This is a genomic window from Acidovorax sp. GBBC 1281 (genome assembly GCF_028473645.1).
In the GTDB taxonomy this organism is placed as follows: Bacteria; Pseudomonadota; Gammaproteobacteria; order Burkholderiales; family Burkholderiaceae_C; genus Paracidovorax.
The window spans coordinates 1,263,707-1,285,737 of the sequence record NZ_CP097269.1 but is presented as its reverse complement, the minus strand read 5'-3'; the positions used below and the strand labels follow the sequence as shown (position 1 = coordinate 1,285,737).

At 70.5% G+C, this 22,031-nt stretch carries 17 protein-coding genes; 7 read left to right on the top strand and 10 right to left on the bottom strand.

Features of this window, described 5'->3' with window-relative positions; genetic code table 11:
• Positions 1 to 91: 91 nt before the first annotated feature.
• The gene (locus tag M5C96_RS05775) at positions 92 to 730 is read right to left on the bottom strand and encodes a flavin reductase family protein (protein ID WP_272567798.1); all 639 of its coding nucleotides are present in this window, start codon (positions 728 to 730) and stop codon (positions 92 to 94) included.
• A gap of 238 nt (positions 731 to 968) precedes the next feature.
• On the opposite strand from M5C96_RS05775, the gene xdhA reads away from it, so the two are divergent.
• On the top strand, positions 969 to 2,504 hold the full coding sequence (xdhA, locus tag M5C96_RS05770) for a xanthine dehydrogenase small subunit (protein ID WP_272567795.1): 1,536 nt from the start codon (positions 969 to 971) through the stop codon (positions 2,502 to 2,504).
• A complete protein-coding gene (xdhB, locus tag M5C96_RS05765) occupies positions 2,501 to 4,945 on the top strand; it encodes a xanthine dehydrogenase molybdopterin binding subunit (RefSeq protein WP_272567793.1) in 2,445 nt (814 codons plus the stop codon). The genes xdhA and xdhB overlap by 4 nt, the downstream gene beginning before the upstream one ends.
• Here xdhB and M5C96_RS05760 read toward each other — a convergent pair.
• From M5C96_RS05760 to M5C96_RS05745, 4 genes are all read right to left on the bottom strand, one after another.
• Entirely contained in the window at positions 4,933 to 7,071 is a 2,139-nt protein-coding gene (locus tag M5C96_RS05760; protein WP_272567791.1) for a TonB-dependent receptor, read from the bottom strand. The two genes, xdhB and M5C96_RS05760, sit on opposite strands and share 13 nt — an antisense overlap.
• A 111-nt stretch (positions 7,072 to 7,182) precedes the next feature.
• Positions 7,183 to 7,581 carry a hypothetical protein gene (locus tag M5C96_RS05755; protein ID WP_442867362.1) on the bottom strand — a complete coding sequence of 133 codons (399 nt, stop codon included), beginning with the start codon at positions 7,579 to 7,581 and terminating at the stop codon, positions 7,183 to 7,185.
• Positions 7,582 to 7,660: 79 nt separating this feature from the next.
• Positions 7,661 to 9,766 carry a sensor domain-containing diguanylate cyclase gene (locus M5C96_RS05750; protein WP_272567789.1) on the bottom strand — a complete coding sequence of 702 codons (2,106 nt, stop codon included), beginning with the start codon at positions 9,764 to 9,766 and terminating at the stop codon, positions 7,661 to 7,663.
• 252 nt (positions 9,767 to 10,018) lie between these two features.
• Positions 10,019 to 10,642, bottom strand: coding sequence for a Crp/Fnr family transcriptional regulator (locus tag M5C96_RS05745; RefSeq protein ID WP_272567788.1), 624 nt, complete (start codon positions 10,640 to 10,642; stop codon positions 10,019 to 10,021).
• A 253-nt stretch (positions 10,643 to 10,895) separates the two neighbouring features.
• On the opposite strand from M5C96_RS05745, the gene M5C96_RS05740 reads away from it, so the two are divergent.
• Complete coding sequence (locus M5C96_RS05740; protein ID WP_272567786.1) at positions 10,896 to 11,924, top strand: porin; 1,029 nt, start codon at positions 10,896 to 10,898, stop codon at positions 11,922 to 11,924.
• Positions 11,925 to 12,012: 88 nt separating this feature from the next.
• Here the strand turns inward: M5C96_RS05740 and M5C96_RS05735 are convergent, their stop codons facing one another.
• Together M5C96_RS05735 and M5C96_RS05730 are read right to left on the bottom strand one after the other, a co-directional pair.
• Positions 12,013 to 13,479 carry an aminotransferase class V-fold PLP-dependent enzyme gene (locus tag M5C96_RS05735; protein ID WP_442867361.1) on the bottom strand — a complete coding sequence of 489 codons (1,467 nt, stop codon included), beginning with the start codon at positions 13,477 to 13,479 and terminating at the stop codon, positions 12,013 to 12,015.
• Between the two features lie 40 nt (positions 13,480 to 13,519).
• The gene (locus M5C96_RS05730) at positions 13,520 to 13,990 is read right to left on the bottom strand and encodes a Rid family detoxifying hydrolase (protein ID WP_272567784.1); all 471 of its coding nucleotides are present in this window, start codon (positions 13,988 to 13,990) and stop codon (positions 13,520 to 13,522) included.
• Between the two features lie 590 nt (positions 13,991 to 14,580).
• Between M5C96_RS05730 and M5C96_RS05725 the strand changes: the two genes are divergently transcribed.
• The 3 genes from M5C96_RS05725 to M5C96_RS05715 all read left to right on the top strand — a co-directional run bounded on the left by M5C96_RS05725 (position 14,581) and on the right by M5C96_RS05715 (position 18,675).
• Positions 14,581 to 15,981: a cache domain-containing protein gene (locus tag M5C96_RS05725; RefSeq protein WP_272567783.1), complete on the top strand. Its 1,401-nt coding sequence runs from the start codon at positions 14,581 to 14,583 to the stop codon at positions 15,979 to 15,981.
• A complete protein-coding gene (locus M5C96_RS05720; RefSeq protein WP_272567781.1) occupies positions 15,978 to 16,628 on the top strand; it encodes a response regulator in 651 nt (216 codons plus the stop codon). The genes M5C96_RS05725 and M5C96_RS05720 overlap by 4 nt, the downstream gene beginning before the upstream one ends.
• A 94-nt stretch (positions 16,629 to 16,722) precedes the next feature.
• A complete protein-coding gene (locus tag M5C96_RS05715) occupies positions 16,723 to 18,675 on the top strand; it encodes a phosphodiesterase (protein ID WP_272567779.1) in 1,953 nt (650 codons plus the stop codon).
• Positions 18,676 to 18,692: 17 nt separating this feature from the next.
• On the opposite strand, the gene M5C96_RS05710 is transcribed toward M5C96_RS05715, so the two are convergent.
• Together M5C96_RS05710 and xdhC are read right to left on the bottom strand one after the other, a co-directional pair.
• Positions 18,693 to 19,943, bottom strand: a complete 1,251-nt coding sequence (locus M5C96_RS05710; protein ID WP_272567778.1) for a urate hydroxylase PuuD — start codon at positions 19,941 to 19,943, stop codon at positions 18,693 to 18,695.
• A gap of 222 nt (positions 19,944 to 20,165) precedes the next feature.
• Positions 20,166 to 21,008: a xanthine dehydrogenase accessory protein XdhC gene (gene xdhC / locus M5C96_RS05705; RefSeq protein ID WP_272567776.1), complete on the bottom strand. Its 843-nt coding sequence runs from the start codon at positions 21,006 to 21,008 to the stop codon at positions 20,166 to 20,168.
• Between the two features lie 144 nt (positions 21,009 to 21,152).
• On the opposite strand from xdhC, the gene M5C96_RS05700 reads away from it, so the two are divergent.
• Complete coding sequence (locus tag M5C96_RS05700) at positions 21,153 to 21,641, top strand: hypothetical protein (RefSeq protein WP_272569618.1); 489 nt, start codon at positions 21,153 to 21,155, stop codon at positions 21,639 to 21,641.
• Positions 21,642 to 21,678: 37 nt separating this feature from the next.
• Here M5C96_RS05700 and uraH read toward each other — a convergent pair whose 3' ends face one another.
• A complete protein-coding gene (uraH, locus tag M5C96_RS05695) occupies positions 21,679 to 22,029 on the bottom strand; it encodes a hydroxyisourate hydrolase (protein ID WP_272567775.1) in 351 nt (116 codons plus the stop codon).
• Between the last annotated feature and the right edge of the window lie 2 nt (positions 22,030 to 22,031).

Below are 22,031 nucleotides of genomic sequence, written 5' to 3'. Positions count from 1 at the left end.
GCGCAGTGAAGAAGGCAAGGGGACATCGCACTGTAGCGCCGAGGACGCGCGACCGCGAGCCAGGCAACTACCGAGGCGGCGTCGCGGGTGGTCAGATCTCGTCGATGGCCGTCGAACGCGCGGCGCCCGGCTGCGGCGCCGGGTCGAGCGAGAAGCGGTCGCCGGTCGTCACGTAGAAGCTCGCGCCGAACCGCCCCACCGGGTGGTAGTCCTGCAGCCGCACGCGCCAGCGCGCGGTGTCCACCAGGCCCTCGCGCGCGCCCAGCCACTGCACGCGGCCGATGAAGACGTAGCGGCTGGCCGTTTCCATGGTTTCGTGCAGCACGCATTCGAACGCCACGGGGGCCTCGGCGATGCGCGGCGGGGCCACGCTGCGCGAGGGCACCGGGGTGAGGCCGGCATGCACCAGTTCGCTCTCGTGCGACGGTAGCGCGTCGCCGCAGTCATGCATGCGCTGGGCCATGGCCTCGTCGGCGATGTGCACCACGAACTCGCCGGTGCGCAGGATGTTGGCGGCCGTGTCCTTGAGGCGGCCACCCTGCAGCCGGTTGATGCTCACCATCAGCACCGGCGGGTCCTCGCCCAGCATGTTGAACATGCTGAACGGCGCGGCGTTCACCGTGCCGTCCTCCCCGAGGGTGGTGATGAGCGCGATCGGGCGCGGCACGATCAGGCTGGCCATCAGCTTGTAGCGCTCGTAGGCGCCGAGTTGCGAGAAATCGATGTCCATCCGGTGTCCTTGGGGTCTGCGGCCTGCCACTTTGCCGTGGCGCCACGAAGGGACGCAGCATCCGTGCCAGGCGAAGGCAGGAAAGGGGTGCCAAAGCAACGGCCGGTGTGCGGGCATGGCGCCCGGCGCATGGCCGTTATACGCTCGCCCATATGCGCCGCCACCCCCCGGGCCCCTACCCTGTCCCGACATGGCGCACACACTGGCCCCAACGACCGAACCCTGCCCTGCACAACGCATGACCACCTCCCGCCCGCTGCGATTCATCCGCCGGGGCCAGCCCGTGACGCTGGCCCATGTCCCCCCCGACCGCACCCTGCTGGAGGTGCTGCGCGAAGACCTGGGCCACACCGGCACCAAGGAAGGCTGCGGCGAGGGCGACTGCGGCGCCTGCACCGTGGTGCTGGGCGAGGCCGTGGACGGCCGCGTGCGCTACCGGGCCGTGAACAGCTGCATCCGCCTGGCCCACTCCATCGACGGCATGGCGCTGTGGACGGTGGAAGACCTGGACCAGGACCCGCTGGTCCAGCCAGCGCCGCCCGCCGCCCCGTCCTCCAGCGGCGCCCCCTCCAGCGCGCCGGGCCTGCACCCCGCCCAGGAAGCCATGGTGCAGTGCCACGGCTCGCAGTGCGGCTTCTGCACGCCGGGCTTCGTGATGAGTCTGTTCGGCATGTACCAGAACCACGTGTGCCAGGGCCGCGCGGTCACGCGCGAGCAGGCCGTGCACGACCTGTCGGGCAACCTGTGCCGCTGCACCGGCTACCGCCCCATCCTGGACGCGGCCGAGCGGATGGCCGCCCTGCCCCGCATGCAGGTGGACGAAGCGCAGTTGCTGCCGCAGTTGGCATCGCTGTCCCGGCCGGAGCCCGCCACCAACGACGCCTACCTGGCCCCCGCCACGCTGGCCGAGTTGCTGGCCGCGCGCGCCGCGCACCCCACCGCCCAGGTGGTGGCCGGCGCCACCGACGTGGGCCTGTGGATCACCAAGCAGCACCGCCAGTTCGCGCAGATGCTCGACGTCACGCGGGCGCAGGAGCTGCGCCGCATCGGCACGCAGGGCGGGCGGTTGTCCATCGGCGCGGCCGTGCCGCTGGCCGACGCGTTCGATGCGCTGCACGCCCACTGGCCCGTGCTGCACCGCTTCGCCGCGCGCTTCGCCGGGCTGCCCGTGCGCAACTCCGGCACGCTGGGCGGCAACGTGGCCAACGGCTCGCCGATCGGCGACTCCATGCCCCTGCTGATCGCGCTGGGCGCCAGCGTGGTGCTGGCCAGCCTGCGCGGCGAACGCACGCTGGCGCTGGAAGACCTTTACACCGGCTACCGCCAGAACGTGATGGCGCCGGACGAGTTGCTCGTGCGCATCGAGGTGCCGCTGCCCGCGCCGGGCGAATCGCTGGCGGCCTACAAGGTGTCCAAGCGCTTCGACGACGACATCTCCGCCGTGTGCCTGGTGCTCAACCTCGACATCGCCGACGGCCGGGTGCGGCGCGCCCGCATCGGCGCGGGCGGGGTCGCCGCCACGCCCGCGCGGGCCCGGCAGACCGAGGCCGCACTCGCCGGCCAGCCCTGGACCGTGGAGACGGTGGAGCGCGCTGCGGCCGCCCTGCAGGCCGAGTTCCAGCCCATTTCCGACATGCGGGCGAGCGGCGAATACCGCCGTGCCGTGCTCGCAGGGCTGCTCCGCCGCTTCTGGCTGGAGCGCCAGGGGCCGCAGGCCACGCCCCTGCCCGTTCCCGTGTCGCTGGAGCAACTGCGCCCGGAGGCCCTCGCATGAAACGGCACGACGACGCCCCTTTGAGCCGCGACGCCGAAGACGACCCCGTGGCCATCGCCGCCAACGCGGCCGGTGCCGCCGGCCCGCAAACGCCCCAGGCGCGCCCACCTGAGGGCGCGCCCGCGCCGGCCCGCGCCATGGGCCGATCGCATCCCCACGAAAGCGCGCGCGCCCAGGTGGCGGGCAGCGCCCATTACATCGACGACCTGCCCGAGGTGAAGGGCACGCTGTATGCCGCGCCCATCCTCTCGCCCGTGGCGCACGGGCGCCTGAACGGGGTGGACACCCGCGCGGCGCTGGCCCTGCCCGGCGTGCACGGCGTGGTGCTCAGCGCCGACGTGCCGGGCGACAAGCTGCTGGCTGCCTTTGCGCACGACGAGCCCGTGTTCGCCATCGACACCGTGCAGCACGTGGGCCAGGTGATCGGCCTGGTGGTGGCCGATTCGGTCATGCAGGCCCGCCGCGCCGCGCGCGCCGTGGTGCCGGACATCACCCCCCTGCCCGCGGTGCTGACCGTGCACGAGGCGCTGGCCGCCGAAAGCTACGTGCTGCCGCCCGTCTTCGTGCGCCGCGGCGATGCCGACGCGGGCCTGGGCCGCGCGGCGCACCGGCTGCAGGGCCGCTTCGAGGTCGGCGGGCAGGAGCATTTCTACCTGGAGGGCCAGATCGCCTACGCGCTGCCGCTGGAGCAGCGGCAGTGGTGGATCCACTCCAGCACCCAGCACCCGGGCGAGGTGCAGCACTGGGTGGCGCACGCCCTGGGCCTGGAGAACCACGCGGTGCGCGTGGAATGCCGGCGCCTGGGCGGGGGCTTCGGCGGCAAGGAAACACAGGCCGGCCACCTGGCCGTGTGGGCGGCGGTGGCGGCAAACAAGCTCGGCCGCCCGGTCAAGCTGCGGCTGGACCGGGACGAGGACTTCATGGTCACCGGCAAGCGCCACCCGTTCGCCTACGAATACGACGTGGGCTTTGACGGCACGGGCCGCATCACGGGCCTGCGGCTGCGCATGGCGGCCAACTGCGGCTTCTCGGCCGACCTGTCGGGCCCCGTGGCCGACCGCGCCGTGTTCCACAGCGACAACGCGTACTTCTTGGAAAACGTCGAGATCGCCTCGTACCGCTGCAAGACCAATACGCAGAGCCACACGGCCTTTCGCGGCTTCGGCGGGCCGCAGGGCGTGATCGCCATCGAGGCCATCCTGGGCGACATCGCACGGGCCCTGGGATGCGATGGGCTCGCGGTGCGCATGCGCAACCTCTACGGCACCACCGACCGCAACGTCACCCACTACCAGATGCTGGTGGAGGACAACATCCTCCACGATCTGCTACCAAAACTAGAGCAATCCAGCCAATATAAACGCCGGCATGAGGCCATTTTGGCCTGGAATGCGGCCAGCCCGGTGCTCAAGCGCGGGCTGGCGATCACGCCGGTGAAGTTCGGCATCAGCTTCACGGCTACGCTGTTCAACCAAGCCGGCGCGCTGGTGCATGTCTACACCGACGGCAGCGTGCAGGTGAACCACGGCGGCACAGAAATGGGTCAGGGCCTGCACACCAAGGTGGCGCAGATCGTGGCCGACGAGCTGGGCGTGCCGCTGGCGCGCGTGCTCGTGACCGCCAGCGACACCAGCAAGGTGCCCAACGCCAGCGCCACGGCGGCGTCCAGCGGCACCGACCTGAACGGCCGCGCTGCCCAGTTCGCCGCGCGCCACGTGCGCGACAACCTCGCCGCCTTCGTGTGCGGGCTGGACCACTGCGGCGCCGGCGAGGTGCAGTTCGCCGGCGGGCAGGTCATCACGCCCCACGCGGCGCGAGACTGGGGCGACGTGGTCAAGGAGGCGTATGCCAACCGCATCCAGCTGTGGAGCGACGGCTTTTACCGCACGCCCAAGATCCACTACGACAAGGCCACCCTCACCGGCCGGCCGTTCTACTACTTCGCCTATGGCGCCGCCTGCACCGAGGTGGCCATCGACACGCTCACCGGCGAGAGCCGCGTGCTGGCCGTGGACATCCTGCACGACGTGGGCCGCAGCATCAACCCGGCCATCGACATCGGCCAGATCGAGGGCGGCTTCGTGCAGGGCATGGGCTGGCTCACCACCGAGCAGCTGGTGTGGAACGACCAGGGCCGGCTCACCACCCACGCGCCCAGCACCTACAAGATCCCGGCCACCGGCGACATCCCCGAGCGCTTCACCGTGGCGCTGTGGCACGAGGCCAACCGGGAAGACAACGTGGGCGGCAGCAAGGCCGTGGGCGAGCCGCCGTTCATGCTGGCCATCAGCGTGTACGAAGCCCTGCGCAACGCGATTGCCGCGGCGCGCCCGGCCGAAGCGGCCCGGGAGCCGGTCACGCTGACCGCGCCCGCCACGGCCGAGAACGTGCTCCGGGCGCTGGGCGGAATGGACCGGGCGGCGGACGCTCAGAAGCGGTAGGTGGCCGAGACGAACGCGTTGCGCCCCTGCCCCGGCGTGATCCAGCGGCTCACGTGCAGGTGGCTCGACACGAAGTAGTGTTGGTCGAACAGGTTGCGCACCGTCGCCTGGACCTCGACGCTTTGGCCGTTGGCCCGCTTCACCGTCCAGGTCTGGCTCAGGTCGAAGCGCGCGTAACCCGGCAGCACCGTGGTGTTGGCCTCGTCAGCGAAGCGCCGGCTTTGCAGGTACAAGCCCGCGCCCGTCTTCCACTGCGCGTTCCAGGCGTACTGCGCCCACAGCGTGGCCGCATGCCGGGCCACGTTGGGCACGGCCATGCCGCCGTACACGGGGTTCTGCAGGTACTTCGCATGGGTGAAGGCATAGGTGGCGGCCACGGTCACCCGGTCCGTCACCTGGCCGGACAGCGACGCCTCGATGCCCTGCGACCGCGCGCTGCCGGCCGTGGTGAAGTCGAAGTTGTTCAGCGGCGTGCTCAGGTCGGACGCGATCATGTTCTTCTGATCGAGGCGGTACACCGCCAGGTCGCTGACCACCGCGCCGCCGCGCCACAGCGATTTCCAGCCGGCTTCGACCTGTGCCGAACGGCGCGAGGGCAGGGACTGGTTCGACGACGAAGCCACCTGGTTGGGCGAGGTGCCGGTGGACACGTTGGCATACAGCGTATCGGTCTCCGACAGCCGGCGCAGCACCGCCAGCTTCGGGTTCCACCGCGACTCCTCCACGGGCAGCACGCCGGCCGTGCCGTACAGGAAGCGCTGGCGCGTGAAGCGCAGGCCCGCCACCACCGACCACGCGCCGAAGTCGATCTGGTCCTGGGCGGAGGCCGACACGGATTCGAGGTCCTGCGTCGTCAGGCTCTGCGCCAGCACCGCACCGGCCGGGGGCGCGGTCACCCGCCCGTAGACCGGGTTGAACACGTTGATGCTCGGGCTGGTGGACGCCGGCACCGACAGCGCGGGCTGGTTCAGCACCTCCTTGTAGTAGTCGGCCCCGAAGTACAGCTGGTGCGTCACCGCGCCGGTGCCCTGCGTGCTGGAAAGCGCGGTCGAGAACGAGTCGATGCGGCGCTCGGTGCCCGGCTCCCAGGCCGAGACCCGGGCATAGGTGCCGGCGGGCTGGCCCGCCAGCGGCGAGCCGTTCAGCAGGTTCTTGATGGAGGTCGAATGCGCCTCCAAGTGCGTGAAATCGGCCGACCAGCGCGTGTGGGCCGACAGGGCGATATCGCCGTGCAGGTCGTAGATGCGGTTGTCGGTGGTCGAGTCGCCGAACGGCTCGCCGAGCTGGCGGTCCCGTGGCACGGCGACCGGCCGCCCGCCCAGCGCGGGAAGTCCATAGTCCGGCTGGTAGGTCTGGTTGGTGGCCTCCACGTTGGCACGCAGGTGGTAGCGGTTGCCATCGCTTTGCGCCAGGCCCAGCTTGATGCCGTCGAGGCGGTCTTCCACATGCCGCCATTGGCTGGCCTGGGACCGCGTGGCCGTCACGCGGGCGGCCAGTTCGTTCTCCGCCGACAGCACGCGGTTCAGGTCGATGGATGCCTCCAGCGCGCCGTGCGCGCCCGCGCCGAGCGAGGCGCTGCCGAAGTTCGCCAGCTGCGGCTGGCGCGTCACGAGGTTGACGGTGCCGCCCGGTTCGCTGCGCACGCCGAGGGCCGCGCCGGGTCCCCGCAGCACGTCCACGCTTTCCACGAACGCCGGGGTGTAGGGGTAGTTGGACAGCCGCACGCCGTCGCGCAGCACGCGGTTGGAGCCGGTGCCGCTGTCGGTCACCGCGCCGCGCAGGATGAAGAACTGCGTGTGCGACCCGTTGAAGCCCGAGTCGGCCTGCGCGCCGGGCACGTTGCGCAGCGCGTCCTGCAAGGTGGTGCCGCCCTGCTGGCGGACCAGTTCAGCGGGCACGGTGGTGACGGAAAACGGCGTGTCCAGCGACGATCCCGCCGTGCCGGTGGCGAGGCGGGAGCTGCGCTGCGCCGCTGGCACGGCGGGCGCCGTGACGGTGACGGAAGGCAGCGCCGGACTGCGTTCGGCAGCCGGGTTGAAAGGGGTGGACGCCTGGGCGGTGGCGGCCAGGGGCAGCCAGGCCAGGGCCATCCCAAGCGCGACGGGCCGTGCAATGGTTGGGTGCATAAAAAGGGGCTCTCTGTGGCGCCCCATGGGGCGCCGCTGATCGGTGCGAAAAACATCGCGTCGCGTGGCCTGCCGCAGGGGCTGGCCCGCGCTGCGAAATCGAAGGGCGGATCAGGAGAGCGGCGGCGGCCCGCGGGCCGGAAGCGGCGCCGCGGTGGCCGCGGCGATGCGCGCGGCCGCAATGGACTGCACCGCGCGCGACAGCGGCAGCACGACCGGCAGGGCGACCGCCGGCGGCTGCGCCGGGGGCGCGGCAAGAAGGCACAGCGGGCAGTCCCCGTGCGCCAGGCCCACGGGCTGCACGCCGTCATCGGCATGCACGACGGCCTTCACCGTTCCGACGCCGGTGCAGACCCACTCGACCACCTGGGGGTGCACGATGGGCGAGGCCACCGCCACGCCCAGCGACAGCACGAACCACGCCATGACCCAGCGCACGCGGGCTTGCCAACGCGCCAGCCCGCCATGGAAAGCGGGGGGGTTGCGCAGCGGGCGATGGGGTTGGGGCACGGGGCGATTATCGGCAAACCAATGGGTTGAAGGCGAAGCATGCGGCGGTGATGCGGCGGCAGCGGCGCACAGCCCGCCTTCACGCCGCGCGCACCTGCGACCGCCCACCCCGCACCGAGCGCACCTCGACCCGGTCGCGACCCGCGCGCTTGGCCTCGTAGCACGCCATGTCGGCCGCGTGGAGCACCGCGGTCACGTCGTACACGCTGCTGTCCAGCGGCACGAGACCGATGCTCACGCCCAGCGTGTAGCTGCGGCCCTGGTACGAGGGTTCCCACGCCCGCACGGCGGCGCACAGCTGCTCGGCGATGGCCAGCCCGCGCCCCAGCGGGCAGCCGGGCAGCACCACGGCGAACTCGTCGCCGCCCAGCCGCGCCGCCCAGCCCACCGACCGCACCTGGGTCTCGATGAGGCGGCCCACGTGGCGCAGCACGTCGTCGCCCGCGTCATGCCCGGCGATGGCGTTGACCACGGTGAAATGGTCCAGGTCCAGGAACAGCACCACGCCCTCGCCCGCCTCCTCGCCCGGGCGCGCCTGCACCGTGTCGGGGCGGGCCGCGCGGTCGGCCAGCAGCGCATGCAGGCGCTGGCTGAACGCATCGCGGTTGGCCAACTGCGTGAGGGCGTCGAGCCCGCCCGCCCAGTCCTCGCGGCGGCGGGCCTCGCGCGCGGCGGTGAGGTCCTCCAGCATCCAGACCGTGCCCGCATCGCCCGAGGCGTTCCGCACCGAGCGGCCCAGCACCCGGGCCCACACCGCGCTGCCGTCCTGGCGCAGGAAGCACACGTCGCCATCGAAGGTGCCGTGTGCCGAGAACTCCGCCCGCACGCGCCGCTTGAGGTGCTCGTACTCGGCATCGCTCACGTAGAGCACGCGGGCCAGCCGCCCCTGCAGCTGCGCCGGTTCGTAGCCCAGCATGCGGCCGGCCTGCAGGCTCACGACCTGCAGGTTCTCACCGCGCGTGATGATGATGCCGGTGGGTGCATGGTCCAGGATGGACTGCAGTTGCCCCCGCAGCAGCCCCATCTGCGACTGCGTGCCGGTGCGCTCGTCGAGCAGTCCGCGGCAGGCCGCCACCAGCCCGTCCACCTCGCCGGCGCCCTGCGGCCAGGGCATGTCTTCATGGGCGCCGGGCGCGCGGGCGCCCAGGTGCGCGGCGCGGTGGCACAGCCGGGCGAGGGGCTGCGCCAGCCAGGCCATGCAGGCCACGGCCAGCAATGCGGCCGCGCCGATGAGGGCGGCCGCCAGCCAGGCGGCCCGGCGCTGCGCGCCCTCCAGCGGCGCGAGCAGGGCCTGTGCATCGTTCACGCGCGCCACGGTCCACTGGGTCATGGGCATGCCGGCCAGGCTGACCACATGGCCCGGCAGCCGCTCGGTGAAGCCACGCCCCATGACCGGCTGGTCCCTGTCGCCCGACCGCGCGAACACCTGCGACAGGCCGGCCTCGTCGCGCACGCTGCCCATCACCCGCGCGGGGTCGGGGTGCGACAGGATGGTGCCGTCGCGCGTGAAGACGATGAGCCGGGAGTCCTTGCGCGCCGGCAGCGACATCGAGGGCGGCAGCAGCCCCTGCGACTGCAGGCGCAGCACGCCCGAGACGGCGCCCACCACCGTGCCCTCGTCCCGGTGCAGCGGGATCGTGAACATCACGCGCGCCTCGCTCGGCCGCCCGCCGATCAGGCCCGACACCAGCGGCTTGCCTTCCAGCATGGTGCGGCGCAGGCTGTCGCGCTCGGCCGGATCGAGGCTGGAGCCGCTGTCCAGGCGGCCGTATTGCAGGTTGATGGCCACGGTGCCGTCCTGCCGCACCACCTGCATGGCATCGAAGAAACGCACCGCCGGCAGGCCCTGCTGCAGCAGCCACCCGAGGGACGAGGGCGAGTCGAGCATGACGGGCTGGATGCCCTCGGCCACGGTGCTGAGCACCTTCTGGCTCTGCTCGATCTTGCTGGCCAGCAGCCGCGCGACCACTTCGACCTCGTCGGTCTGCTGGCTCACGAGGCGGCGCATGGCCTCTTCGCCGGCCGCGCGCGACACGGTCCAGGCGGCCATCGCCCCGGCGAACACCACCGCCAGCACGGCCACCAGCATCAGGCGCTGCACGAGACGGCCCGGCAGCAGCCAGCCGGGCGTGTCGCCCGCCGCGTCCCGCTCCGCCTCGAGCGCCTCGTGCGAGGGCGGCGTCATCGGCGCTCCGTGGACGAAGCACCTCTGGCAAAGGGGCGGCGAAAGGCGCAGGGCATGCTGTCAGGCGGAATGTGCAATGGGGTGCGAACGAATATACGCAGCCCCCTGCGGGCGCGGGTTGGGTGGAACCCTCGGTCGGTCCGGGGGAAACCCTGAGCCCTTTCGCACCGCCGCGCCATGGCCGCGCCGCCCGATCGGCCGCGCGTTGCAGCCGCCCCGCCCCCGCCCCTTGCGCGGGCGGCCGAACGCGCTTCAGCCGACCCCGGCCACCACCTGCAGCGCGCCGGGCCGCGGCAGATTGAGCACATTGCCCGTGCCCGAAATGAGCCCGTGGTCGCGCAGGTGGCGCAGCACGCGCGACAGGGTCTCCGGCGCGATGCCCAGCTGCGCGGCGATGAGCCGCTTGCGCTGGTGCAGCGTCACGCGCATCGTGCCCGCATCGTCTTGCTGGGCGTGCCGCAGCAGCCACTGGGCGCAACGCGCCTCGGCGTCCTGCGCGAGCCGGCTCACGGCCAGCTCGGTCTGCTGGCAGTAGCCCCGCGCCATGTCGTACACCAGCGCCCGGGCGGGCGACGGCAGCGATTCGAAGCCGGATCGGAAGGCCTCCAGCGGCATGCGGCGCAGCAGCACGCGCGTGTCCGCCACCATGTCCACCATGCACGCCTGGCCGAGCAGCGCGGGTGCGGCATCGAGCCAGCACGGCCCCTCCACCGCACCCAACTGGTGCCGAAGCTGCCCATCCTCGCGCACCCCGAGCAGCACGCGGCCGCTGTCCAGGTACAGCACGCTGGCCGGACGCTGGTGGCGCTCGCGCAGCACCTCGCCGGCAAGGGCCTCAGTCTTGGTCGGTGCAGGGGTGCAAGAAGAGGGAAACATAGAGCCGCCACTGTGACCGCAGCACCGCCGCGCGGTGTTGAGCAAAGTCAAAAGCGGTGCGCTCTGGCCGCAGCTACCGCGCCCGGTTGCCGCGAGCGCCGCATGCCCCCACAGGCCGAATGGTGAAGGCACGGTCCTTGCTTGGAGCCCTTTGCAAATCGACACGTTTTTCCTGGCCCGTTGAAAGGCCCGTGTGCACCGCCGAGCCATCGGCACCTTCCCTTCCCCCCCTCTTCCCTTTCGCAGGAGTCGTATGAAAAAGAATTGGATCGCGTTGGGCGCAGCGCTGCTTTGTTCCGCCGGGGCGCAGGCCCAGAGCTCCGTGCAGCTCACCGGTCTGGCCGACGTGTTCGCCGGGTCCATCAAGATGGCCGGCGATGCGGGCCGCAAGTCGGTCGTGGACAGCGGCGGCCTCACGACCTCGTGGTTCGGCTTCAAGGGCACGGAAGACCTCGGCGGCGGACTGAAGGCCAACTTCCAGCTGACCTCGTTCATCAAGGTGGACAACGGCTCGCAGGGGCGCTTCGCCAACGACACGTTCTTCTCGCGCGATGCCAACGTCAGCCTGTCGGGCGACTTCGGCTCGGTGATGCTGGGCCGCTGGATGGCGCCCAACTTCCTGCCCTCGGTGGTGGGCAATCCGTTCGGCGATTCGTTCACCTTCTCGCCGCTGATCCTGCACATGAACGTACCGCTGTTCAACGGCACCGGCTGGGGCGCGACCACGCCGTCCGACACGGGCTGGAGCAACCAGATCGTCTACAGCACGCCGAAATTCGGCGGCTTCTCGGCCAACATCCAGTACCAGTTCGGCGAGCAGCCGGGCGACAACGGCAAGAAGAACTTCGGCGCGAACTTCTTCTACTTCGGCGGCCCCGTGACGCTGACGGGTTTCTACGAGCGCGACCAGATCAGCAACCCCGCCGTTCCCAATGCCTACCTGGGCACGAAGAAGACCGACTGGATGCTGCTGGGCGCCTACGACTTCGGCCTGGTCAAGCCCTTCGTGAGCTACGGCGAGGCCAAGGCCGACAACACCACCAACAAGGCCAAGACGGTGCAGTTGGGCGCCTCGGTGCCGGTCGGCCCGGCTGGCAAGGTGCTGGTGGAATGGGTCAAGACCGAGATGACGCAGACCGACATCGACCGCAAGACCTTCACGCTGGGCTACGACCACTTCCTGTCCAAGCGCACCGACGTGTACGCCATGCTCATGAACGACCGCATCACGGCGCAGACGAAGGGCAACAGCTTCGGCGTGGGCATCCGCCACCGCTTCTGATCGCCGCACGGCGCGCAGGGCGCCCCCAAAGAAAAAGCGCGGGAGTCGCCTCCCGCGCTTTTTTTATGAATGCGGCCGCGCTGCCGGATCAGATCTTGCGCGGCAGGTCCCACATGGCGTCGACCAGCAGGTCGATGTCGCGCGCGTCGTGCCACAGGTGGGTGGAGATGCGCACGCCGTAGTGGTTGGCCGGCGCGCCGATGACGGGGAAGTCGGCGTTGCGGATCACGAAGCCCTGCGGGTATTCGCTCAGCATGCGCGCCACGAAGGCCGTGGATTTCTGCGCGTTCATCACGTCGTCCTTGTTGGGAAACGGATTGAACGAGGTGAGCGCGGAAAGCAGCTTGGGGTCGTCCTTGGGCGAATACAGCGCATCCACGCCCCAGCGCTCGGCGATCTTTTCCTTGAGGTAGGACGACAGCGTGAGGTCGTAGGTCTCGATCTTCTTGCGCCCGATGCCGTCCCACTGCGCGCAGGCCTGGGCCAGCGCCATGAACATGGGCGTGTGCAGGCTGCCGCAGCTGGTGATGGTCGCAGCGATGTCGTAGGTCTCGGTGCCGTTGGTGGTGCGGTCCTTGGCGGCGTAGGAGCTGGTGTGCACCGGGAACCACCTGGGCAGCGGCAGCGGGTTGGAGGCGCGCATCTTGTTGCGCACCACCAGGATGCCGGTCGAGCCCGGGCCGCACTGCCACTTGTGTCCCGCGCCGGACATGAAGTCCATGCCCAGCTCCGCATAGTTGTAGGCCATCATGCCCGGCAGGTGGGCGCCGTCCACGATGCTGATGAGCTCGTGCGCCTTCACCACCGCCATCAGCTCGGCGATCGGCAGCATGGTGCCGGTCTTGTACGTGGGCGAGGACCACATCATGGCGCGCACGCGCTTGCCCTGGGCCTTGAGCGCGCGGATGCGCTCGTCGAACAGGTTCACGTAGGTGGCGGCCGTCTGGTTGTTGCCCACCGGCAGCGCAATGCGCGAGACCTCGATGCCGTAGCGATCGGTGGCGATCTTGAGCGGCGTGTCGCCGCCGCCGTGCTCGTGGTTGGTGGTGACCACCACGTCGCCGCGCTGCCAGTCCAGCCCCAGGATGGCGTGGCACATGCCCGAGGACGTGTTGGCAGAGAACGCGAGTTCGTCCGCATCCACGCCGAAGCCCGGGGCCACCTGCTTGCGCAGGTCCAGCAGGTTGCCATAGCCGCTGCCGGAATCGGCCGCCTTCTTGCGGTTCTCGGCATCGAACGTTTCCAGCACCAGCTTGGGCATGGAGCCGCCGGTGCCGATGTTCATGTAGGTCTTCTCGGGCTTGAGCACGAACATGCCCTGCACGCCCGTCCAGAACGCCTCGTCGCGCATGAGCTGCTCGCGCAGGGCTTCGGCCTGGGTCTGTGCGCCGCTGCTGCCGCACGCGGCCACCAGGGGCCCGAGCGTCGCGGCGCCGGCGCCATAGCCGAGCACGCGCAGAAAATCGCGGCGCTTGGCGCTCCAGCGCGACACCGCGGACAGGTCCAGGGGAGCGGCGGCGCCGGGCGCGGCCATCAGGGGGGTGGCTTCATTCATGGGAAAACTCCTTGGGGCGTGGAGGCAGGACCACAGCGGTTCAGCGGCGGCCGACGATGGCCGAGATTTCGATCTTCACGTCGCGCGGCAGCCGCGCCACCTCCACCGTGGCGCGGGCCGGCGCAGCGGTGCGGAAGTACTCGCCGTACACCTTGTTCATGGCGGCGAACTCGTTCAGGTCCTTCATGTAGACCGTGGTGGAGAGCACGTCCTCGTGCGACAGGCCCTGCGAGCGCAGCTTGGCGCCCATGAAATCGAGCACGGCGCGGGTCTGCTCCTCGATGGTGGTGCCGTTGACCGCATTGCCCGCCGCATTGAGGGGCAGGACACCCGAGAAATACAGCGTGTTTCCGTGGGCCACCATTTGCGAATACGGCCCGATGGCCGGGTAGATCTGCGTGGTGGACAGCACCTCGCGCTTGGACGGCGCGGCGCAGCCCGTCATCAGCACGCAGGCCGCCAGGGCAGCGCCCGCCCAGGCCACGCGGTGGCGGTGGATCCGATTATTCATGGAATGTCCTTTGCAACGACTTGAATATGACGATGAAAATGATTCGACCCATGCGCGGATAAACCGGCAGGCCCCATCCATTTCCATGCGACCGCGTTTCCCATAATCTTCCGGCGCGCCTTCTTCTGTCCTGGAAATCCCGATTCGCGAAAGAATTTTAGGCAGTACCACCCGCTAAAACGAAGCACCTTTTTCCCTTACGCAGTAGTACGCAGACCCGCCTACGCAGGAGTACGCAGACCACCGCCTCGCCCATGTCTGGCATGGCTTCTGCTGCACAGGCCTTGCTGCGGTGCGGATGCTGCGGTAGCAAGCACTCACAAGGTGCGCACCAAGCCGGTGCCGATGCCCAGCCAGCAGCGCCGCCCGGCACCACCGGGGTGATTATGGGATCTGCCTTTCCATAATCCACCGCCAGGCCGCCCCGACGCATTTTGAGTTTTGGTGATTCTCCGCCGCACTCGATCGCACCGACCGTCTTTACATATGCTCACGGATTCCCGGAATATCCCATGATCCCTCGAAACAACCCGCTTGACATTGGCGTGCGGCGGCAGATAGTCATCGCTTTCCTATCCAAGAAACCCTTCATGCAATTGCGACTCAAGCTTTTGCTGCTGTCGACCATTCCCATCCTGGTGGCGCTGGGTTCCGTGGCCGTCACCGTGCGCCACCAGACCCTGAAGCTGGCGCACCAGGAACGGGAACTGGTCGAATCCGCCTACCTGCACAGCAAGGAGACCGAACTGCACCATTACGTGCAGCTGGCCCAGAGCGCGATGGCACGCATCGCGGCCGACGTGGCGGACCCGGCGGCGCGCCACCAGCAGGCGCTGGCCCTGCTCTCGCGCATGCAGTTCGGCAAGGACGGGTACTTCTTCGTCTACGACCGCCAGGGCAACGTGCTGCTGGACGCGCAGCAGATGGGGCTGGCCGGCGTGGACCTGTGCGACCCGTCCAACCCGCAGAGCGAGGCGCCGGCCAACCTCATCCTCGCCAAGGCGCGCGAGGGCGGCGGGCTCGTGCGCTACCTGTGGCAAAAGCCTTCATCGCAGCAGACGGTGCCCAAGCTCGCCTACGTGATGACGCTGCCCGGCTGGGAATGGGTGATCGGCACCGGCCTGTACCTGGACGACGTGCACGACACGCTGCGCCGCATCGACCTGCGCGCACAGGAGAACATCGACGGCACGCGCCGGCGCATCTACGGCATCGCCGCGCTGTGCATCGTGCTGATCGGGCTGGCCGGGCTGGCGCTGAACCTGAGCGACCACCGCGTGGCCAGCGCCAAGCTGCGCCGGCTCGCGCAGCGGGTGGTGCGCTCGCAGGAGGAAGAGCGCGTGCGCGTGGCGCGCGAGCTGCACGACGGCGTGGTGCAGGTGCTGGTGTCCTCCAAGTTCCTGCTGGAAACCGCCCAGGTGCAGTGGGCCGAGCGCGCGGCGCACGGCCCGCACCACGTGCTGGACCAGGGCCTGGACCGGCTCAACCATGCGCTGCTGGAGATCCGCCGCGTCTCGCACGGCCTGCGGCCCGCGCTGCTGGACGACCTGGGCCTGGCGCCGGCCCTGGCCCTCATGGCCCAGCAGGTGCAGGAGCACACCGCGCTCGGCGTGGGGTTCGTGCTGCGCGGCACGGCGCACCCGCTGCCCACCAGCCATGGCACCGCGCTGTTCCGCGTGGCGCAGGAGGCGCTGACCAACGCCCAGATGCACGCCCACGCGACGCAGGTGGAGCTGCTGCTGCGCTTCGGCCGCCGGCGCGTGAGCCTGTCGGTGATCGACGACGGCCGCGGCTTCGACGTGCAGCGCGTGCAGGCCGACGGACAGGGCGGCATCGGCCTGCGCAACATGCGCGAGCGCATCGAAGGCCTGGGCGGCACGTTCGGCGTGGCTTCCAGCCGCCGCGGCACGCGCGTGCTGGCCGTGCTGCCCCTGCAGGGCGACACCGACGCGCCCTGCCCCGGGTTCGAGCCGTCGCAGGTGCCCGCATGAGCAGCGGCGCCCCCATCCGCGTGCTGCTGGTGGACGACCACCCGCTGGTGCGCGACGGCGTGCGCATGCGGCTGGAGGCCACGGGCCACATCCGCGTCGCGGGCGAGGCGGGCGGCGTGCAGGAGGCCGTGGACCTGGCCGCCGCCCTGCTGCCGGACATCGTGGTGACCGACATCCGCATGCCGGATGCGAGCGGCATCCACCTGGCCACGGTGTTCCGCGACCGCTTTCCGCAGGTGCACGTGCTGGTGCTGTCCATGCACCACGATGGCGAGTACGTGCGCCGCGCGGCCGCGCTGGGCGTGCGGGGCTACGTGCTCAAGGATGCGCCGGCACGCCAACTGGTGGAGGCGATCGAGGCGGTGCACGCCGGCGGGCGCTACTTCAGCGAAGGCGTGCAGGCCCTGCTGTGCGAGGCGCCGCCCGTTCCGGCCCCTTCGGGCCGCGCGCTCACGCCGCGCGAGGCCGCGGTGCTGGAGCTGCTGGCCGAGGGCCGCTCCAACAAGGACATCGCCCAGCGCATGGGCACCTCGGTGCGCACGGTCGAGACCCACCGCCTGCACCTGCGCCGCAAGCTGCGCATCGAGGGCCAGGCGGCGCTCGTCAAATACGCGGTGGACTACGCCGACCTGCGCAGCGACCCGTGAGCGGCGTGGCCGATCCCCGACGGCATGGCACCTGTCATTTCGCTGTCATGGCGCACGACTATGGTCCGCGGTGAAATTGTGTAAGGTTGTAACCATGATCGATGCATCTCCCCGGGGCCGGCGCGATGCCTTGCTGGCGGCGTTGTCGCCCGGGGTGCGCAACGGCCATGGGCCGCTGGCGCAGCTCATGCGCGGCGACGGCCTGCACTGTGTCTTCCAGCCCCTGGCCGATCTGCGCGAGGGCGGCATCTACGCGCACGAGGCGCTGATCCGCGGCCCGGAGGGCACGCCCCTGCACACGCCCGATGCGCTGCTGCGCTGCGCGGGCGAAGAAGGCCTGCTGCAGGACTTCGAGCTGCTGTGCGTGTTCATCGCGCTGCAGCAGTGGGGCGTGCTGGGCGCGGCCGGCCGCCTGTTCGTGAACATCAGCGCCGATGCGCTGGTGCGCGGCGTGGCGCTGTGCGGTGGCGCCTCGCTGGCCGAGGCCGCGCAGGCGATGGGCGTATCGGCCCGCATGGTGGTGCTGGAGATCACCGAGCACGAGCGCGTGACCGACATGGAGCCGCTGCGCCACGCGCTGAAGGAAGTGCACGCCAGCGGCGCACGGCTGGCGCTGGACGACTTCGGCGACGGCCGCTCCAGCCTGCGGCTGTGGTCCGAAGCCAAACCCGACTTCGTCAAGATCGACAAATACTTCGTGCGCGACCTGGGCGCGCACCCCGAGAACCTGCAGATGCTGCAGGCCATCAAGGGCATCGCCGACGTGTTCGGCACCACGCTCATCGCCGAGGGCATCGAGACGCAGGAAGACCTGCGCGCCCTGCGCGACCTCGACATCCCCTACGGCCAGGGCTACCTGCTGGGCCGCCCGGCCCCGCTGCCCCGCGACACCATCCTGCTGCCCGCGCTCGATGCGCTGCGTGACCGCCGCGTGGCCGTGCTGCCCCACCTGGGCCAGAACGTGCGGCCGGGCATCCTGCGCAACCTGCTCGTGGTGCAGGCGCCCACGGCCACGCCGGAGACCCGCAACGACACGGTGGCCGGGCTGTTCAAGGCCCATGCCGACCTGCACGCCATGGCAGTGGTGGACGGCACGCGGCCCGTGGCGCTCATCAACCGCCAGCAGTTCATGAACCACTACGCCACGCTGTACTTCCGCGAGGTGCACGGGCGCAAGCCCTGCATGGCGTTCGCCAACCACGCACCGCGCGTGGTGGAGCTCGACTGCGACGTGGACCAGCTCGTGGGCATCCTCACCTCGCAGGACCAGCGCTACCTGAACGACGGCTTCATCGTCACCGACAACGGCCGCTACGTGGGCCTGGGCACGGGCGACCAGCTGGTGCGCAGCGTGACCGAGGCGCGCATCGAGGCGGCGCGCCACGCCAACCCGCTCACCTTCCTGCCGGGCAACATCCCCATCAGCCTGCACATGCAGCGGCTGCTGGACAGCGGCACCGAGTTCGTCGCCTGCTATGCCGACCTGAACCACTTCAAGCCGTTCAACGACTACTACGGCTACTGGCGCGGCGATCAGATGATCCGCCTGGTGGCGCGCCTGGCGGTGGCCCACTGCGATGCGCAGCGCGACTTCGTGGGGCATGTGGGCGGCGACGACTTCATGCTGCTGTTCCAGAGCACGGACTGGCTGCACCGCTGCCAGCGGATCGTCGACGAGTTCGCGCAGGAAGCCCTGGCCCTGTTCGACGATGCCTCGCGCAAGGCCGGCGGCATCTGGGCCGAGGACCGGCACGGCGTGAAGCGCTTTTTCACCTGCACCACGCTGTCGATCGGCGCGGTGCGCATCACGCCCGGCACCATCGCGCATGCGGAAGAAGTGGCCAACCTCGCGGCCCTGGCCAAGCACGATGCCAAACTGGCCGCAAGCGGCCTGGCGTGGCGCGACGCGGCGGACGACTCGGAGGCGGACGGCCACGATCGCGGCCCGGCCCGCATCGGCGGGATGGGCGCAGACCGCGCCATCGCCCCCCGGTCGGGCGCCCCGCTGGGCGCACGCAAAGCCGCCGCCCGCGTCGCGACGGACTGAGCGCCCCCGGGCCCGCGTCAGGGCACCGGTGCGCCGCCTTCGAACCAGCGCCGCACCACGTCGCGCTCCTCGTCCGTCATGCCGGTGGCGTTGTTCATCGGCATGAGCTTTTGCACCACGGCCTGCTGGTAGATGGCCTGGGCGTGCTGTTTGACGGACGGGGCCGAATCGAGCCGCAGGTTCTTCATCTGCACCTGCTCGCCGTGGCACAGGAAACAGCGCTGCGCCAGCACGGGCTGCAGCTTTTCGTAGCCGATCGTGCCCGATGCCGGCGGATTGCTTGTTCCTTTAGCTATCAAATCAGTAGCATTTCCTGCAGCCACCGGGGTGGTGGCCGGTGGCACAGGCCGCATCCACATGATGGCGCCGACGATGGCCGCCACGCCCACCAGCGCGTAGGGCAACGGGTTGCCGTTGCGCCCGAGCTTGTGGCCGTGGCGCATGACGAAGAACTGCCGGATGGCCGCGCCGGCGAACATCATCACGATCAGCACCAGCCAGTTCTGCGGGTGGCTCCAGGTGAAGCTGTAGTGGTTGGACAGCATGGCGAACAGCACCGGCAGCGTGAAGTACGTGTTGTGCACGCTGCGCTGCTTGCCGCGCTGACCGTGGACCGGGTCCACGGGCTGGCCGGCCTGGATGGCGGCCACCATCTTTTTCTGCCCCGGAATGATCCAGAAGAACACGTTGGCGCTCATGGCCGTGGCGATCATCGCGCCCACCAGCAGGAAGGCCGCCCGGCCGGCGAACCAGTGGCAAGCCAGCCACGAGGCCACGCACACCAGCCCGAACACGAGCGCGCCGACGATGGCGTCGCCGTTCCTGCGCTGCCCGAACAGGCGGCACACGGCGTCGTACAGCAGCCAGAAGACGACCAGGAAGCCCAGCGCCGCGCCGATGGCCGCAGGCGGCGCCCAGTCCATGCGCGATTTGTCGATGAGGTAGGTGCCGGCGCTCCACAGGTACGACACGGTGAACAGCGCGAAGCCGCTCAGCCAGGTGCTGTAGCTTTCCCAGTAGAACCAGTGCAGGTGCGCGGGCAGTTTCGGCGGCGAGACGGCGAACTTCACCGGGTGATAGAAGCCGCCGCCGTGCACGGCCCAGAGCTCGCCGCTCACGCCCTGCTTTTTCAGGTCGTCGTCGACCGGCGGCGTGAGGCTGCTGTCCAGGAAGACGAAGTAGAACGACGAGCCCACCCAGGCGATCGCGGTGATGACGTGGACCCAGCGCAGCAGCAGGTTGGCCCAGTCGAGGAGATAGCTTTCCATGTGTCTCAGCCTCGGCGGCGCACGAAGGCGCCATGGGGGCGGCGCGCGGCGCACCACCCGGTCAACCTGCTCACCACTGCGGGCGCTCTGAGCAGAAGAAAAGGCCGCGCACCTGGGGGCTGACGACACGCATCGGCTCCGGGCACCGCTGCGACCTGTGCCGCGAGTGTATGCAGGAATCGTTCCTGCCGAACGCCCGGCGCGGCACGGCGGCGTGCGGATTTACCCGGGCTGCGCGGGGTCCGGCGGCACCGGCAGGGCCAGCAGCTGCGCCGCCACCGACACGGCGATCACCTCGGGCTCCTTGCCCGCGATGCCGGGCAGCCCGATGGGGCAGGTGACCCAGGCCAGTTCGTCGGGCGCAAAGCCCCGCGCGGCCAGCCGGTGCGAGAACGTCGCCCACTTCGTGCGGCTGCCGATGAGCCCGATGAAGGGCAGGTCGCCCCGTTCGCGCTGGCGCAGCAGGCAGGCGGCCACCACGTCCAGGTCCTCGGCGTGGCTGAAGCTCATGATGAGCACGCGCGAGCCCGGCGTGAGCGACGGCACGGCGGCGTGCACCGGATCGGAGTGCTCGCACGCCACGCCTGGCGGCGCCTCGGCCGGGGCCACGGGGAATGCGGGGAACACGCTGTCGCGGCTGTCGATCCAGGTCAGGGCGAACGGCAGGGCCGACAGCACGCGGACCAGCGCATGCCCCACATGGCCCGCGCCGAACAGCGCCACGGGCGTGCGCCGGGGCGCCAGCCGCTGCGCCAGCGCGGCACGCTCGCCCGCGCCCACCACGGTGAACCGCAGGAACACCACACCGCCGCAGCACTGCCCCAGGCTGGGCCCGAGGGCGAACCGCAGCACGGCGCCCCCCCCCTCGCCCGCCAGCCGGCGACGCGCCTGCGCGATGGCATCGAACTCCAGCCGCCCGCCGCCGATGGTGCCGGCCAGGCCATCGGCCAGCACGGCCATCCACGCACCGCTTTCGCGCGGCACCGAGCCTTGGGTAGACTCCACCTCCACCATGCAGGCCGGGCCGTGCGCCAAGCCCTCCAGCAAACGATGCAACGCCGCCATCACCATCCGAGTCCTCCGGTACGCCCCGCGCAACGGCAGCACGGGCACCGCACAGCATAGCCACAGCGAGACCTGCCCATGCCCACCCCTTCTCCTGAACGGCCCCACCGCCGGCCGCGCGGCCGGTGGCTGGCGGCCAGCGTCATGGCCGCCCTGGCATCCCTCATCGCGGCCTGCCGGTCGTCGGGGCCGGAACCGGCGCCCCCGCCCGCCAAGGCCGCGTCGGACACCAGCAGCCCGCTGGAGAAGGAGGTGGTGGGCCCGGTGCCTGCCGAGCAAGGCTCCGCGCGCCCCTCGGCCGCCGAAACGCCCCGCGCCTACCGGCAGGACGCCGCCACCCACCTGTACGGCCTGAACGCCCACCGCATCTACAAGGGCAAGCTGCCGCCCTTGCTGTACGCCATCGGCACGCTGCAGGTGGACATCGACCGCGCCGGCCGCGTGACCCGGCTGAACTGGATGCGCGCGCCGCGCCATGCGCCCGAGGTCATCGCCGAGATCGAGCGCACCGTGCGCGCCGCCGCGCCCTACCCCGTGCCTTCGCGGATGGGCAAGGTCACCTACACCGACACCTGGCTGTGGCACAAGTCCGGGCGCTTCCAGCTCGACACGCTGACCGAGGGCCAGCTCTGAGCCGGGCCTGCGCCCCGGCCCGCCCGGCGGCCCGCGCTCAGGAGCCGCGGTAGGTGGAGTAGCTCCACGGGCTGACCAGCAGCGGCACGTGGTAGTGCTGGTCCGCGTGGGCCACGCCGAAATCGAGGCTCACCTGGTTCAGGAAGTTCGGCTCGGGCAGTTGCACCCCCCGGCTGCGGAAATAGCCCGCCACGTCGAACGTGAGGCGGTAGGTGCCCGCGCGCAGGCTGGCGTTGTCGAACAGCGGCGCATCGGTGCGGCCATCGGCGTTGAGCAACAGCCGCTGCAGCAGCGTGGTGGCCTCGCCATGGGTGGCATACAGGGCCACGGCCATGCCCGCCGCAGGGCATCCGTGCATGGTGTCGAGAACGTGGGTGCTGAGGCCCATGG

Coding starts and splice junctions, on each gene's coding strand:
- uraH (WP_272567775.1), bottom strand. CDS start 22,029: ATGGGCCTCAGCACCCACGTTCTCGACACCATGCACGGATGCCCTGCG.
- M5C96_RS05710 (WP_272567778.1), bottom strand. CDS start 19,943: ATGGAAAGCTATCTCCTCGACTGGGCCAACCTGCTGCTGCGCTGGGTC.
- M5C96_RS05745 (WP_272567788.1), bottom strand. CDS start 10,642: ATGTTTCCCTCTTCTTGCACCCCTGCACCGACCAAGACTGAGGCCCTT.
- M5C96_RS05760 (WP_272567791.1), bottom strand. CDS start 7,071: ATGCACCCAACCATTGCACGGCCCGTCGCGCTTGGGATGGCCCTGGCC.
- xdhC (WP_272567776.1), bottom strand. CDS start 21,008: ATGGCGGCGTTGCATCGTTTGCTGGAGGGCTTGGCGCACGGCCCGGCC.
- M5C96_RS05735 (WP_442867361.1), bottom strand. CDS start 13,479: ATGAATGAAGCCACCCCCCTGATGGCCGCGCCCGGCGCCGCCGCTCCC.
- M5C96_RS05740 (WP_272567786.1), top strand. CDS start 10,896: ATGAAAAAGAATTGGATCGCGTTGGGCGCAGCGCTGCTTTGTTCCGCC.
- M5C96_RS05750 (WP_272567789.1), bottom strand. CDS start 9,766: ATGACGCCGCCCTCGCACGAGGCGCTCGAGGCGGAGCGGGACGCGGCG.
- M5C96_RS05730 (WP_272567784.1), bottom strand. CDS start 13,990: ATGAATAATCGGATCCACCGCCACCGCGTGGCCTGGGCGGGCGCTGCC.
- xdhA (WP_272567795.1), top strand. CDS start 969: ATGACCACCTCCCGCCCGCTGCGATTCATCCGCCGGGGCCAGCCCGTG.
- M5C96_RS05720 (WP_272567781.1), top strand. CDS start 15,978: ATGAGCAGCGGCGCCCCCATCCGCGTGCTGCTGGTGGACGACCACCCG.
- M5C96_RS05775 (WP_272567798.1), bottom strand. CDS start 730: ATGGACATCGATTTCTCGCAACTCGGCGCCTACGAGCGCTACAAGCTG.
- M5C96_RS05700 (WP_272569618.1), top strand. CDS start 21,153: ATGGCCGCCCTGGCATCCCTCATCGCGGCCTGCCGGTCGTCGGGGCCG.
- M5C96_RS05715 (WP_272567779.1), top strand. CDS start 16,723: ATGATCGATGCATCTCCCCGGGGCCGGCGCGATGCCTTGCTGGCGGCG.
- M5C96_RS05725 (WP_272567783.1), top strand. CDS start 14,581: ATGCAATTGCGACTCAAGCTTTTGCTGCTGTCGACCATTCCCATCCTG.
- xdhB (WP_272567793.1), top strand. CDS start 2,501: ATGAAACGGCACGACGACGCCCCTTTGAGCCGCGACGCCGAAGACGAC.